This window comes from Flavobacterium sp. ALD4 (assembly GCF_002836475.1).
GTDB lineage: Bacteria > Bacteroidota > Bacteroidia > Flavobacteriales > Flavobacteriaceae > Flavobacterium.
Genome location: NZ_PJBJ01000030.1, coordinates 54636 through 69352, shown reverse-complemented (window position 1 = coordinate 69352; position 14717 = coordinate 54636). Strand labels below are relative to the sequence as shown.

Sequence of the window (14717 nt, the reverse complement as noted above, 5' to 3'; positions counted from 1 at the left end):
TATTTTTACAAATCTAATTCGATAAATAGTAAGATATTTATCGAATAATTGTCTAATTTCCCAATGTTTAAAAATTGACTTTGAAAAAATACATAGTAAAACAATACGAATCTAAATACTTCGACCAATGGAATGCTTTTATAAGCAAAGCCAAAAATGCTACCTTTCTTTTTCATCGTGATTTTATGGAATACCATGAGGAGCGATTTCAAGATTATTCGTTACTGATTTTTGAGGAAGATAAGTTAATTGCGGTATTGCCTGCAAACAGAGTTGGAGAGGCTGTTTATTCCCATCAAGGTTTGACTTATGGCGGACTGGTCTATTCCTCTAAAGTAAATGGAGAAATAGTTGCTGATATTATTGAATCTCTTTTGTTTTTTTTGAAAGAGAAAGGAATGCATTTTTTTTATTTTAAACCTATTCCTTCTTTTTATTCTTCTGGGGGGAATCATGAAATAGATTTTTTTCTATTTAAAAACGGAGCGTTTCTAGATAAAAAAGAAATGAATTTGGCCATAAATTTAGCACTGCCATTAACTATTTCAAAAAGTAAATTAAAGCATTTTAGAAAAATTGAAGATCTCGATTTAGAAATAGTTCAAGAACAGCAATTACAATTTTTTTGGGAATTGGTTTTAGAACCTAGATTACTGGAGAAATACGATGCTAATCCAGTTCATACCCTACAAGAAATAACAAAGTTAAAGAGTAATTTTCCGGATAACATCAAGCAGTTTTCTGTGTATCATAACAATGATATAATTGCCGGAATTACACTGTTTGAAACAGATACAGTTGTAAAATCACAGTATGGTGCTACTACTAAGAAAGGGGAGGAGTTGCGTGCATTGGATTTTTTATTCATTAATTTAATAAAAAAATACAAGCGAGAAGGGAAACAATTTTTTGATATGGGAATTGTGAATGACGATAATGAAAAAGGATATCATACTGGTCTTTTGAGACAAAAAGAGGAGCTAGGTTGCTCTGTTTATAGTCAGGATTTTTATAAAATGATTCTCATATGATACCATTTTTAGATTTAAAAAAAATAAATACTCCGTATGAAACTGCTTTTCAACAGAAAATGAAAACAGTTTTAGAAAATGGCTGGTACATTCTGGGTGAAGAAGTCAGAGCTTTTGAAAGTAATTTTGCAACTTATTGCGGGGCTAAATATTGCATCGGGGTAGGGAAAGGTTTTGACGCCTTGGTTTTGATTTTTAAAGGCTACATTGAATTAGCAAAGCTAAAAAAAGGTGATGAAGTTATTGTTCCTGCCAACACTTATATTGCCAGTATTCTAGCTATTTTAGAAGCGGATCTAATTCCGGTTCTGGTCGAGCCAAAGTTCGAAACTTATAATATCAACTCTGATTTAATCGAAGAAAAAATCACTTTAAAAACCAAAGCGATTCTTGTTGTTCATTTGTACGGACAATTAGCAGAAATGAAAGTTATAAATGCAATCGCAATTAATCACAATTTACTTGTGATAGAAGATGCTGCGCAAGCTCACGGCGCTATCGCTAATTCCAAATTCCAAATTCCAAATCGCAAACTACAAAAAGCAGGTAATCGTAGTGATGCGGCTGCTTTTAGTTTTTATCCTGGGAAAAATCTAGGGGCACTTGGAGATGGTGGTGCTATAACTACAAATGATTCGGCATTAGCCCAAATAGTTTTTTCACTTCGTAATTATGGTTCAGTAACCAAGTATTATAATGATTATGCGGGAGTAAACTCAAGATTAGATGAGTTACAAGCCGCTTTTTTAAATGTGAAATTACCTCATTTAGATGCCGAAAATGAAAAACGCAGAACGATTGCAAAAAGGTATCTAACAGAAATTGAAAATGATAAAATACAATTGCCCAAATGGAATTTATCCAACAATCATGTATTTCATTTGTTTGTCATTCGAACAGAAAATAGAATGGAATTAAAGCAATATTTGCATGAAAATGGAATACAGACCGTGATTCATTATCCGGTTCCACCTCATAAACAAAAAGCATTACCCGATTATAATATGCTGTCTTTTCCCATTACTGAAAAAATACATGAAACGGTGTTGAGTTTGCCTATTAGTCCCGTTTTGACTACTGAAGAAGTCACTTTTATTATAGCAATTTTAAATAAGTATTGATTTGGAAGTTTTGAAAAAAATATACCGCTCCCAGCTGTTTAAAATTAGTTCCTTAAATAGTTTGAGTATTATTTTAAAAATTGGAATCGGGCTGGTAACTTCAAAATTGCTGGCTGTTTTTGTTGGGCCAAGTGGTATGGCGTTAGTTGGGAATCTCAGAAATTTTCTGACTTCATTAGAAAGCGTCTCTACTTTAGGTTTTCAAAACGGAATCGTAAAATATGTTGCCGAAATCAAAGAAGACAAGCTGCGTCTTCAAAAAATATTGTCTACTGTTTTTATAAGTTTAGTTGTTGTTGCCCTTCTTTTAAGCGGTGTTTTATTTTTCTTTGCTGCATTTTGGAACCAAGAAATATTCGGTACTAATTATCAATACCAGTCTGTTTTCAAAGCATTAGCATTGGCCCTGCCTTGGTATGTGGTTTCGCTTTTTTTGATTGCAGTACTCAATGGTTTAGGTAGTTATAAAAAGGTAATCTGGGTCAACAGTATAGGGAATGTAATAGGGTTATTGGTTTCCATCATTCTGATTGTTGAGTATAGAACTTTGGGTGCTTTGGTAGCACTTGTTAGTACGCCAGCTTTACTGTTTTTTGTGAGCGTTTATTTTTTAAATAAAGAAATAAATATTTTTAAAACAATCAAGGGCAGATCTTTTGACTTCGCGATCATAAAAAAATTATCGTCGTATTCTATGATGGCATTGGTTTCCTCTGTATTAGGGCCTCTGGTTTATTTAGCAATTCGGAATAATATTATTGAAACTCTAGGCATCGATCAAGCAGGATATTGGGAAACGATGACCCGTATTTCGAGCTATTATTTACTTTTTGTAACTACTATTTTGGCGGTGTATTTCTTACCTAAGCTTTCAGTAGCGAAAAACACTCAGGAAACAAAAACTGTTTTTTGGAGTTTTTATAAAGGGATATTACCCGTTTTTATTTTAGGAGTGACTATTGTTTATTTTACTCGTTTTTTTATCGTTAAATTACTTTTTACGCAGGAATTTCTACAGGTTACCGGTTTGTTCTTTTGGCAATTAGTAGGAGATGTATTAAAAGTGGCCTCATTGATTTTAGGTTATCAGTTTTTTGCGAAAAAGTTAACGGTTTCCTTTATTGTTGCTGAATTGTTATCTCTTTCTATTACCTACTTCTCCAGTATATTTTTAGTTTCAATTTATGGGCTTCAGGGGGTTGTGATGGCGCATGCCTTGACGTACTTCTTGTACTTAATTGGTATTGGGGTATATTTTAGGAAAAGTTTGTTTTAGCTTGTTCTCCAAGTTTCTATATACTGTTCCGCTATTTTGATATAGTCATGCTCTTTTTCTATAAATGCTCTTGCGCGTTTGCCAATTGCAAGAATTTCATGGGGGTTTTCAATTAAAAAGGATAATTCATTAACCAGATAATCTACATCAGTGATGGCATTGATGGCAACTTTATCGGTCAGTTTATAATGCTCCATGAATTGCTGTTCTGCGCCTGTAAAAACAACCTTTCCTTTAGCCATTGCTTCAAGAGCGTTGTAGCCTTGGTCGTGGGAATACGTTTGGTCCAACAGTATATGCGTTTTATTATAGGAATTTATGTAAGTGGCATAAGGAATATTTCGTGTTGTAATAACTTCTAGTTTGTCCCCGTATTTAGACTCGATTATTTTTAATGCTTTTTCGAAAAAATCATTTCCTTTTTTTTGATAATTAGCTTCGTTGATTCCGTGAAAAATGATCGTTTTTCTTCGATTTCTAATGGCTTAAAGTCAATTTTGGTGGTGTTGATTGGATTGGGAATTAGACCTAAATATTTTGGATTTTGAAGCAAAGGAAAATGGTAGTCCATGTCAGAGGCAATAATGCCCTTAATGTTTGAGTAAATAAATTGATGAAGTTTCTTAAACGATTTTTTTTTGAATTTCAATACGTTTTCAAAGCTTTTTGTACTTATTCGACCTAATAAATACGCTTGAATTATCGATTTGTAGCTAGGGTTTTCAAAGCAATATTTTACGTTTAAATAGTCATAACCGGAAGATAACAAGAAAGTTTTCGAGTTGTTGTTAAAGAGATGTTTTAGAATTTTTGTTTCATGAAAAAAGTTGCAATAAAAGCTGTTTTCGTTGATAAGCTGTACAACATCAAATCCGGTAAACTGATTTTTATTTTTTTTAAACTGTCGGTAAGTCAAATAGGAGCTGACGTCAAATCCAGACAGCAAATAAATTCCGACTTTAATTTTTTTAAAGAAACCGCTGTCCCATTTTTTTTTAATTGGATAGTCAATCGGATAGTTTTTAAAACCGTCTTGGTGTCCTACAATGGAAACCTCATGTCCCAATTCCTGTAAGCCTTCTTTAAGGGAGTTGTGTAATCTACTAAATTCGCCAACAAGTAAAACTTTCATTTTTATGTATATTTGACAAATATATTTACTTTTAGACAGGAATGGTAAAAAACAAAAATAAAGTCGCTATAATTTCGAACTCATTAGGAAATGGGGGAGCGGAAAAATTTGCTTCGTTGTTAAGTTTTATGTTGGAAAATTCAAATATAGAAGTGCATACTATCATTATAAATGATGTCGTTGATTATGAATATGCAGGAGAGTTGTTGAATTTGGGAATAGATAGTGAAAGTCGATTTCCTTTTTTTAAGAAAATAAAAAAGGGATTTCTATTAAACGACTATTTAAAGGAGAAACAGATTAGTTATATAATCGATAATAGGCCTAGAAATAATCTGCTAAGAGAATTAATCACGAATTGGATTTACGGAGGGAGAAAAAAGATAATGATAGTTCATAGTTTTAAATTAGAAAACTACTTTCCAAAGTCTGCATTTTGGTCTCAGTTTTTGTATCGAAAGGCAGTTAAAATAGTATGTGTTTCAAACGCTATTGAAAAAGAGATAAAACTGAAATTTGATTTAAAGAATACGAAGACAATATATAATCCTTTTGACTTTTCTAGAACAAAAATTAATAAGGGTACTGCGACTACTGTAGATTACATCTTGTTTTTTGGGCGATTTGATGAAAAAGTAAAAAATTTCAACTTAATGCTTGAAGCTTTTTTTATCTCCAAATTGTTTTTGCAGGGATTTCAACTATTCCTCATGGGAGATGGTCCCGACTTAAACAAGATTCAAGATTCGATTAAAGGATTTCAACTGGACGGTTATGTAACAATTTTGCCTTTTAATAGCAATGCGTTTGCTATTGTTCAAAATGCGAGATTTACGGTTTTAACAAGTCATTACGAAGGTTTTCCAATGTCGATTGTAGAATCCCTTGCATTAGGGACACCGGTTGTAGCTGTTGATTGTAATTCAGGACCACGGGAAATAGTAATCGATGAGTATAACGGTTTGTTAGTAGAAAATTATAATGCTATTAATCTCGCAGCTGCCTTTAACAGTATGATTTTAGATCGCGAGTTGTATGCTATTTGTAAAAAAAACGCCTCCAAAAGTGTGGCGCATTTATCTTCAGAAACTATTTCAAAACAATGGGAATCCATTTTGCACTAAAACAATGACAACTAATAATGATGTTCAATTTATTGAAATTCCAAAAATCAAGGACCGTAGAGGCAATCTTTCGGTAGTGGAAGGAGACACCATTCCTTTTGATTTTAAAAGAGTATATTATTTATATGATGTGCCTGGCGGAAGTAAAAGAGGAGGCCATTGCCATATGGAGCAGCGAGAGTTTTTAATCGCACTAAGCGGTAGCTTTGATGTGGTATTAAAAGATGGAAAGTCCAAAAAAGTAATGACACTTAACAAACCTAATATCGGATTGTTGATAGTAGATGGAATTTGGAGAGAATTGGAGAATTTTTCGTCGGGAGCGGTTTGTCTGGTTATGTCTTCAGCTGTATTTGATGAAGCTGATTATATCCGCGATTATAAAGAGTTTAAATTATTTAAAAACCGATGAGCCAAAACCGAAGTTCGTTAAAACCGTTTTTAAAGCAATTAGTTGTCTCAAAATAAAAGAGGGAAGTAGTAGTAGAATCTTTTTTTTCACTGCTAAATTTTTTAACTCAATGGCGCTGTAATGATTCTCAAATAGCATTTTATTTCCTGCTAATTTGTATTTTATAGCTAACGAAAACCGATTCAAATCAAGAAATTTTTTCAAATTGGGATTTATTTTTTCGTCTTCGTTAAATTTTAAAAAATCAACTTTTGTATTTAAATAGTTTTTGTTTTTTGACAAACTATTTTCATCATAAACATACCTGGCTAAAATTTTCCAAGAAAACAAAACAGAATATTTTAAGCCAACACGAATCCACATATCCGTGTCTTGACCGCTCTTTATCGAGGTGTCAAAAGTTCCTATTTCTTCGAAAACAGTTTTGTTAAAAACAGCACAGGAAGTACATATTACGGTTTCCTTAGTACTTGCAGTAAAGTAATTTACAATTTCATAATCCCCCGTTTTTTTTATTGAATAGTGTGCAGGAAACGTCCTTTTTGAAGTTTCGATTTCTATTGCTGCTGAAAAAACTTTGATGTCAGGAAAACGATTGATTTTTCCGAATATTTCTTCTAAAAATGTAGGGTACCAATAGTCGTCAGCATCTATAAAGCTAATGTAATTGGATTGTGCTTTTTCGATTCCGTAATTTCTTGCCGATGATGCTCCGGTATTCACTTTTGTAAAACTGCGAATTCTGGGATCTTTAAATACGGCAATTATTTTCTCACTATTATCTGTCGAGCCGTCATTAACTATGATTACTTCAAAGTCGGTAAAGGTTTGATTTAAGATACTTTTTAAAGTGGCTTCAATGAAATTTTCTTTATTGAAAAGTGGAATTATGACCGAAAAGAAAGGCATCTATTTGCTGTTTAAGGAACAAAAATAACCTATTTTATAGATGTCAAATGCAATTAGAGACGGTTTTTTTGAGGTAAGGTTTTTTTCGAGTTTTATTTGAAGTCTCGGGAATAATGTAGAAACCAAAGAATCCATTTTTAAAAAGCAAAGTGTTTTGTGCAATTTAGTTATTTTGCTTTCCGTTGTGACTTTGCAATTGTTTTCAGAAATGGACAAAAGTGTTTCAAGAGCTATTTTAGTTTTTGCAAGGAATAGTTCGGATGTTTCTAAATTCAGATGAAACACTGGATTTTCGATGTGCTCAACGGCAATATTTTGATGCTTTAAAGCGGCAATAAAAGTGTAATCTTCATATCCGTACGTGCCGATTCTTTCATCAAACAAAATCGTTTCAAAAACAGATTTTTGTATCACAAAATTAGAAACGAATGTTGTTTTATAGGGATTTTTTTTTCTTTCAGATAAGGAAATAGCTTCTCGATTCTTCCCATAAACCCATCGTAACAATTGTTCGTCAGTTGGTTTTTCCCTAGTATAAAGTAGTCCGCCAAAAAAAGATTTTTTTGTTGCCGTTTTAATTTGGTAGATGTAGTTAGCAATAAAACTAGAACTTTCAGGAAACGTGTCACAGTCCAAAAAAAGCAACCATTCCTGTTTTGATTTATAGGCTAATAAGTTTCGAATGGAACTTCTTCCGATATTTTTGGGTAATTCACTATGGACGCAATGTGATAAAAATTGAATTGCACTGTTCTTGGGATGATGCTCCTGAGAAGCATCATCAATGCAGATAATCTCAAAATCAATCTTGGCTTCCAAACACTGCGAATGCAATTCTTTTACTAAAGGATACGCATTGTAATTATATATTGGAATAAGGATAGAAAGCATTACACCGTTCTTTGAACCACTTCAAATATTTTAGAGTCTTCGCATTTCAATGTTTTCGACGGGAATTTCATTAACAAGGCATAATCATGGGTAGCCATTATTATCGTTTTTCCATTACCGTTGATTTTTCTCAAAACTTCAAGTACTTCAGCGCTTGTTTGTGGATCTAGATTTCCCGTTGGTTCATCAGCAAGGATAAGTTCGGGGTCATTAAGCAATGCTCTGGCAATGGCAACACGTTGTTGTTCTCCACCAGAGATTTGATGTGGCATTTTGTTGGCATAATCTTTCATACCAACTTTATCCAATACCTCGTCAATTTTTCTGTCCATATCCTCTTTAACGGTCCATCCTGTGGCCTTGAGTACGAATAGCATATTGTCTTTAATCGTACGATCCGGCAGTAATTTGAAATCTTGAAATACAATACCTATTTTTCTTCTCAAAAACGGTATGTCATTTTCTTTTAAGGTTGCTAAATCAAAGTCTACAATGTGTGCTTCACCTTCTACTAATGGTAAGTCAGCATAAAGCGTTTTCATCAAACTACTCTTTCCTGATCCTGTTTTTCCAATGATGTACAAGAATTCACCATGGTTTACTTCCAAATTAATATTAGATAAAATAACGTTATCTTCTTGATAAATGGTTACGTTTTTTAAAGACAGTACAGCTTGAGACATAATTAGCATTTGTTTATTGGGTAAAAGTAATAAGATAACGGTGGTATTCAAAATAAATTTCATGTATTAAGACGGATTGATACGAATATAAATACTGGAAGGAATAATGATAGTCGTAGGAATCCAATTGTACGACGATTTGTGATTTTCAGAGATAGGCAGAAGTACCGTTACGAGCTTAAATTGCCTTTGTTAAAAAATTTGTTCATAATAAAACCGAAAGGTGATTCGTTATAGACCATAGAATATGATACATTTGAATATTAAAAAATAATAAAATGCGTAAACTTTCCTGGCTTCTCTTTTTACTGGTTTTTGTTGCATCCTTTTCTGTGTCGGCACAAAAGTCAACGATATATACCCATGATTTAAAAGATTTTAATAAAGCACTTTTGTTGTTTAATGATGGTCAGTTTGCTTCGGCCCAAATTATATTTGAAAAAGTAAAATCGGAAACGAATGATGACGAACTAAAATCAGATTGTTCTTATTATGACGCGACTTGCGCGATCCGTATGAACCAGGCTAATGCCGACATGCTTATGGAGCGTTTCGTTTCAGATTATCCTACAAGTGCCAAGAGTAATCAGGCGTTTATAGAAGTGGCCCATTATTATTTTGATCAGGGAAACTATCCTCAAGCATTACAGTGGTTTGAAAAGGTTAATGAAAGTCAATTGAGTGCCAGTGATAGGGATAAATTTAATTTCCAAAAAGGATACAGTTTCTTTAATTCGAAAAATAAAAAAGAAGCAACCACTTATCTTAATAAGGTTGTAAACTCTCAAGAGTACGGTTCTCAAGCTAAATATTATTTAGGTTTTATCGCTTATGAAGGGGATGACTATAAGGAAGCAACTAAGTATTTTGATGCCGTTTCTGGGGAAGATAAATACAAAGAAAAGCTTTCATATTACCAAGCCGACATGAATTTTAAACTGGGTAATTTTCAAAAAGCAATTGAGCTGGGAGAAAAAGCGATGGCTAAATCGAATGCGATTGAAAAGTCAGAACTGAATAAAATCATTGGCGAAAGCTATTTTAATTTAAAAAAGTATCAGCAGTCGATTCCTTACTTGGCAGCATACAAAGGAAAAAAAGGAAGATGGAATAATACTGATTATTACCAATTGGGTTATGCGCATTACAAGCAAAGTGATTTTGAAAACGCCATTTCACAATTCAATAAGATCATAAACGGAAAAGATTTTGTGGCACAAAATGCCTACTATCATTTAGGGGAAAGCTATCTGAAGTTAGATAAAAAGCAGGAAGCTTTGAATGCTTTTAAAAATGCCTCTGAAATGGAGTTTGATACTTCAATCCAAGAAGATGCGAGTTTAAACTATGCAAAATTAAGTTATGAAATAGGGAATTCGTACCAAAGTGTACCTGCGGTTTTGTTGGGTTTTACAAAAAAATATCCGAATAACGCTAGCCGTTCGGTCGTAGAAAGATTGTTGATTGATTCCTATATCTCTTCAAAAAATTATAAGGAAGCATTGTTTTTATTGGAAAAAAATAGAAGTCCTGAGAATAAATTGGTGTATCAAAAAGTTACTTTTTATAGAGGATTAGAATTATATGCTGACAGGGACTATGCAGAAGCATTAAAAATGTTTAAGAAATCTATCGATGGGCAAATTGATCTGGCCATGACAGCAAGAGCTACTTTCTGGAAAGCAGAAACGGAGTATGTTTTAGATGATTATAAAAATGCATCATTGAGCTTTAGACAATTTTCAGGATCGTCTCGTGCTTCATCTGCGCCAGAATATATAAACATCAATTACAATATCGCTTATGCTTATTTCAAATTGAAAGAATACGATCAGGCGGCGACTTACTTTCAAAACCAAATTGAAACAGTAAAAGACGATAAAGTACGATTGACTGATTCTTACCTAAGATTAGGAGATTGTCAATTTGTAACATCAAAATATTGGCCTGCAATGGAGGCATACAATAAGGCGATTGATATGAAGGGTGTTGATGCCGATTATGCCTTTTATCAAAAAGCAATTTGTTATGGTTTTGTTGCCAAAAATGATAAAAAAATTGAGGAGTTGAATTCCTTTTTACAATTGTATCCAAAATCCAATTATCGTGACGATGCCATGTACGAATTGGCTAACACTTATGTTGCAAGCGGAAAACAAGATTTGGCTTTGAAAACATTCGATCGTCTAATTTCTGAATTTAAGAACGGATCTTATACTGCAAAATCAATTTTGCGTCAAGGATTAATTTACTATAACTCTGATAGAAATGCGGATGCTTTAACTAAATTTAAAAAAGTAGCATCTGATTTTCCTAAAACTCCTGCGGCACTTGAGGCGGTTTCAACGGCAAGATTGATTTATGTTGACGGTGGAAGAGTAGCTGAATATGCAACTTGGGTAAGAACTCTAGATTTTGTTGCAGTTACCGATGTGGATTTAGATAATGACACTTATGAATCTGCATTAAAGCAATTTGAGCAGAACAATAACAAGCAGGCTATTTCTGGATTTATGGCGTACAATGCCAGTTTTTCAAGAGGAATTCATTCTTTACAGGCTAATTTCTACTTGGCGCAAGCATACTTCGCTGAAGGGTTGGAAACCAAATCTATTCCTAATTATGAATACGTAGTCGGTCAGCCCAGAAGTGAATTTACGGAACAATCCTTAGCTCGATTGTCTCAAGTTTTATTGAAAAACAATGATAATGCAAAAGCGATTCCCGTATTGCTTCGTCTCGAAAATGAAGCTGACTTTCCTCAAAACAAAGTATTTGCACAATCTAATTTGATGAAATGTTATTACGATAAAAAAGACTATTCAAACTCGGTTATTTATGCTGATAAAGTGTTGAGTAATCCAAAAACTGATGACAATGTAAAAAGTGATGCGCAAATTATCATTGCTCGCTCCGCAATGCAAACAGGAGACGAAACAAAAGCGAGAGCAGGATATGCTAAATTGCTTACGATTGCCAAAGGAGAATTAGCAGCAGAAGCATTGTATTATGATGCTTATTTTAAAAACAAAGATGGAAAGTTTGAGACTTCAAATACAGCGGTTCAAAAATTGGCCAAAAATTATTCAGGTTACCGATATTTTGGAGCCAAAGGTTTAATTCTTATGGCTAAGAATTTCTACGGATTGAAAGATAGTTTTCAAGCAACCTATATTTTAGATAATGTAATTGAGAATTTCACTGATTTTCCAGATGTGATATCCGAAGCGAAAAGAGAATTGGATGCTATTAAAACGGAAGAGTCTAAAACAAATTCATCGATTGTAAAATAAAAATGAAGGAAGGTAAATTATTGTTGATTACCTGATCTAAAGTTTTAAAATAATTCATAAAAAATGAACCTTCCTTTTTACATCGTTGATGTTTTTTCAGATAGCAAGTATGCTGGAAATCAATTGGCAGTTTTTTTAAATGCAGAGAATATAGAAGAGGATCAGATGCAGAAAATAGCTGCTGAAATCAATTTTGCAGAAAGCACTTTTATTAGTAAAATGAATGCTGATGAAGCTACTGCGCAAATTAGAATATTCACTCCGGTAAAAGAGATGCAGTTTGCGGGACACCCTATTATAGGGGCGTCATGGGTATTGATGAATAAACTTTTCAATAATAATCCTCAAAAGAGTACCATAACGGTTCCTATTGGTCCAATTCCGGTTTACCAATCAGAAGGTTTGGTGTGGTTACAGGCAGCACAACCAGAATTTTTTGATATTTTTTCAAAAGATGATTTTGTGTCTTTCAGTAACTTAGAAAGGAATGATTTTGATAGTCGATTTCATATTCAAGAAGTCACTACCGGTAGTGCTTTTATAATGGTGCCTGTTAAAGATAAAAAGACACTTGAGAAAATTGAACTGGATAAAAGCAAAGCGGAGAAGTGGCTAAAGGATCATTGTAAAACCGCTCATCAGGCATTTTACTTTTTTTGCCTTGAAGATGCAACGCTTAGCAGTAGAATGTTATGTATCGAAAAAAATCAGTTGATAGAAGATGCCGCTACGGGAAGTGCAAGCAGCTGTTTGCAAGCATTTCTTTTAAAATATCATGCTCCTGTGATTGAAATAATTAATAATCAAGGAGAATTTATTAATAGGCCTTCACAAATTTTTTTCGAAGGAAAGTTATCTGATGGGTATTTCGATATAAAAATAGGTGGGAAAACACAACTCATTGCAAAAGGAGAATGGGAAATAGAATAGCAACGAGGAACTAGTTAAAAAAAAGTAAATACGAAAAGAGAAAAACAGGAGATTAAGTTCAGAAGTTTTCTTCTTAACTCTAAAAAAATATTAAAATATGAAATTCAATTTCCAAAATAAAATAATAATTGCTCTTTTGATAATGGCTTACCAGTTATCATTTGCCCAAGTAAAGGGCGAAAACATCGGTTCTGAGGTGGTAAATGTGGTTAAGCCTTATACGCCTGCTATTTCGGATGCTTTCAAGGTACCGGAGACTCCTGTTCTTGATGATGAGGAGAATGCAAAAAAAGAAACAATTAAATATACTATTTTCTCTTTTCCTGTAGCTTCTACCTTTACGCCTTCAAAAGGAAAAGCGGAAGGTGTAGACAAAACAAAACAAGAGCATATGTATAATAATTATGCTACGCTTGGGTTTGGAAATTACAGAACATTAAACGCTGAATTGTTTGTTAATCAGGAACTGAGTAATAATGATTATGTAGGTGGGATGTTTCGTCATCTGTCTTCACAAGGCGGAATAAACGGTGTGGAGTTAGACGATCGGTTTTATGATTCATCAATCGATTTGACATACGGGGTAAATTATAGTGATATGTCTTGGAATCTAGATTTAGGCTATAAAAACCAAATCTATAACTGGTATGGATTACCGGAAAATTTTGGTGCTTCTTTAAACCCGGTTGACAGGGCTAGCTTGATTTATGGAATTGACCCACAGCATACTTATAACACGATTTATTTTGGAGGTAAAATAGACTTCAATGAAGGCTTGTTGAATGAAGCAAGTATGAAATTCAATCGTTTTACGGACGCTTTAGGTTCTGCTGAAAATCGATTTTACATCAAGCCATCCTTACAATTTGATGTTATGGAAGAGTCGATTAAAACAGATATAATAGTTGATTACGTAGGAGGAAGTTTTGAAAATAATTATTTAAAGACTAATACAGAACCTTTAAAATATGGGTATACAAATTTTGGTATAGCCCCTAGCTTTGTCATGCAAAAGGACGACTGGACCTTGAATATAGGTGCTGCATTGTTCTATAGTTTAGATAATGAAAACAGTAGTAATAAACTTTATGTGTATCCGAAATTTAATGCTTCTTACAAGGTGGTTGGGGATTTAATGATTTTTTATGCCGGTGCCGAAGGAAACTTAGAGCAGAATTCGTACATGGATTTTGCTAATGAGAATTTATACTTATCTCCAACGTTGAATATTGTACCTACAGACATGCAGTATGATGTTTTTGCTGGTTTGAAAGGGAAAATAGTGAATAATGTGAGTTATAATATTCGTGGGTCGTATATAAACGAAAGAAACAAAGCGTTGTATCGAAGCAATGATTTTAGTGAAAAAACGTCAAACGAAGACTATGCCTATGGGAATTCATTTCAGGTTGTTTATGATGATATGAGAACCTTGAGGTTTACAGGAGATTTGAAAGCTAATTTTTCAGATGATGTGACTTTTGGTATCAGCGGAACTTTCAATAGCTATACAAACGATTTTCAGCAAGAAGCCTGGAATTTGCCCACGATTAAATTAAACTCCAGCATTGATTTTAACATTACTCCAAAATGGTTTGCCGGTGCGGCTGTTTTTTATGTAGGGAAACGTAAAGATTATCAAATTAATTCTGATATTATTTATATAGTTGCTCCTAGTGAAAATCCAACAATCCTAAAATCATATTTTGATGTTAATGCTCATTTAGGTTATAAATACAACAGTCAATTGACAGGATTTGTTAGAGCTAACAATATAACTAACAATAGTTATCAAAAATGGTTGAATTATCCGGTTCAACGTTTTCAAATCGTAGTAGGTGCAAACTATAAATTTGATTTTTAGTTTGGCTTTAAGTCAAAACGACTACAAAAAAAATGGCTTCCTGATTTGGGA

At 33.3% G+C, this 14717-nt stretch carries 13 protein-coding genes; 8 read left to right on the top strand and 5 right to left on the bottom strand.

The annotated features are described in order from the left end of the window. Nucleotides 1–80 precede the first annotated feature (80 nt). The 3 genes from CXF59_RS08945 to CXF59_RS08935 all read left to right on the top strand — a co-directional run bounded on the left by CXF59_RS08945 (nt 81) and on the right by CXF59_RS08935 (nt 3428). Nucleotides 81–1031 carry a FemAB family protein gene (locus CXF59_RS08945; protein ID WP_232758804.1) on the top strand — a complete coding sequence of 317 codons (951 nt, stop codon included), beginning with the start codon at nt 81–83 and terminating at the stop codon, nt 1029–1031. Further along, the gene (locus tag CXF59_RS08940) at nt 1028–2152 is read left to right on the top strand and encodes a DegT/DnrJ/EryC1/StrS aminotransferase family protein (RefSeq protein ID WP_101137476.1); all 1125 of its coding nucleotides are present in this window, start codon (nt 1028–1030) and stop codon (nt 2150–2152) included. The genes CXF59_RS08945 and CXF59_RS08940 overlap by 4 nt, the downstream gene beginning before the upstream one ends. A 61-nt stretch (nt 2153–2213) precedes the next feature. Beyond that, nucleotides 2214–3428 (top strand): O-antigen translocase, encoded by a 1215-nt coding sequence (locus CXF59_RS08935; protein ID WP_232758802.1) that lies wholly within the window; start codon nt 2214–2216, stop codon nt 3426–3428. Here the strand turns inward: CXF59_RS08935 and CXF59_RS15755 are convergent. Further along, the gene (locus tag CXF59_RS15755) at nt 3425–3718 is read right to left on the bottom strand and encodes a glycosyltransferase (RefSeq protein WP_369828552.1); all 294 of its coding nucleotides are present in this window, start codon (nt 3716–3718) and stop codon (nt 3425–3427) included. The genes CXF59_RS08935 and CXF59_RS15755 overlap by 4 nt on opposite strands. A gap of 101 nt (nt 3719–3819) precedes the next feature. Then, entirely contained in the window at nt 3820–4560 is a 741-nt protein-coding gene (locus CXF59_RS08930; RefSeq protein ID WP_369828551.1) for a hypothetical protein, read from the bottom strand. A 41-nt stretch (nt 4561–4601) separates the two neighbouring features. Between CXF59_RS08930 and CXF59_RS08925 the strand changes: the two genes are divergently transcribed. Beyond that, nucleotides 4602–5684, top strand: coding sequence for a glycosyltransferase (locus CXF59_RS08925; protein ID WP_101137475.1), 1083 nt, complete (start codon nt 4602–4604; stop codon nt 5682–5684). A 4-nt stretch (nt 5685–5688) separates the two neighbouring features. Continuing rightward, nucleotides 5689–6096: an FdtA/QdtA family cupin domain-containing protein gene (locus CXF59_RS08920; protein WP_101137474.1), complete on the top strand. Its 408-nt coding sequence runs from the start codon at nt 5689–5691 to the stop codon at nt 6094–6096. Here the strand turns inward: CXF59_RS08920 and CXF59_RS08915 are convergent. Genes CXF59_RS08915 through CXF59_RS08905 form a run of 3 tightly spaced genes read right to left on the bottom strand, consistent with a single transcriptional unit; the run spans nt 6079 to nt 8579 of the window. Next, the gene (locus CXF59_RS08915) at nt 6079–7005 is read right to left on the bottom strand and encodes a glycosyltransferase family 2 protein (protein ID WP_101137473.1); all 927 of its coding nucleotides are present in this window, start codon (nt 7003–7005) and stop codon (nt 6079–6081) included. The genes CXF59_RS08920 and CXF59_RS08915 overlap by 18 nt on opposite strands. Next, on the bottom strand, nt 7006–7896 hold the full coding sequence (locus CXF59_RS08910) for a glycosyltransferase family A protein (RefSeq protein WP_101137472.1): 891 nt from the start codon (nt 7894–7896) through the stop codon (nt 7006–7008). It abuts the gene before it with no gap. Next, on the bottom strand, nt 7896–8579 hold the full coding sequence (locus tag CXF59_RS08905) for a cell division ATP-binding protein FtsE (protein WP_101138495.1): 684 nt from the start codon (nt 8577–8579) through the stop codon (nt 7896–7898). The genes CXF59_RS08910 and CXF59_RS08905 overlap by 1 nt, the downstream gene beginning before the upstream one ends. Before the next feature lie 278 nt (nt 8580–8857). On the opposite strand from CXF59_RS08905, the gene CXF59_RS08900 reads away from it, so the two are divergent. The 3 genes from CXF59_RS08900 (at nt 8858) to CXF59_RS08890 (ending at nt 14666) form a co-directional block, all read left to right on the top strand. Further along, nucleotides 8858–11872, top strand: a complete 3015-nt coding sequence (locus CXF59_RS08900; protein ID WP_101137471.1) for a tetratricopeptide repeat protein — start codon at nt 8858–8860, stop codon at nt 11870–11872. 63 nt (nt 11873–11935) lie between these two features. Beyond that, nucleotides 11936–12802 carry a PhzF family phenazine biosynthesis protein gene (locus tag CXF59_RS08895; RefSeq protein ID WP_101137470.1) on the top strand — a complete coding sequence of 289 codons (867 nt, stop codon included), beginning with the start codon at nt 11936–11938 and terminating at the stop codon, nt 12800–12802. Nucleotides 12803–12899: 97 nt separating this feature from the next. Continuing rightward, a complete protein-coding gene (locus CXF59_RS08890; protein ID WP_101137469.1) occupies nt 12900–14666 on the top strand; it encodes a TonB-dependent receptor in 1767 nt (588 codons plus the stop codon). Nucleotides 14667–14717: the final 51 nt, after the last annotated feature.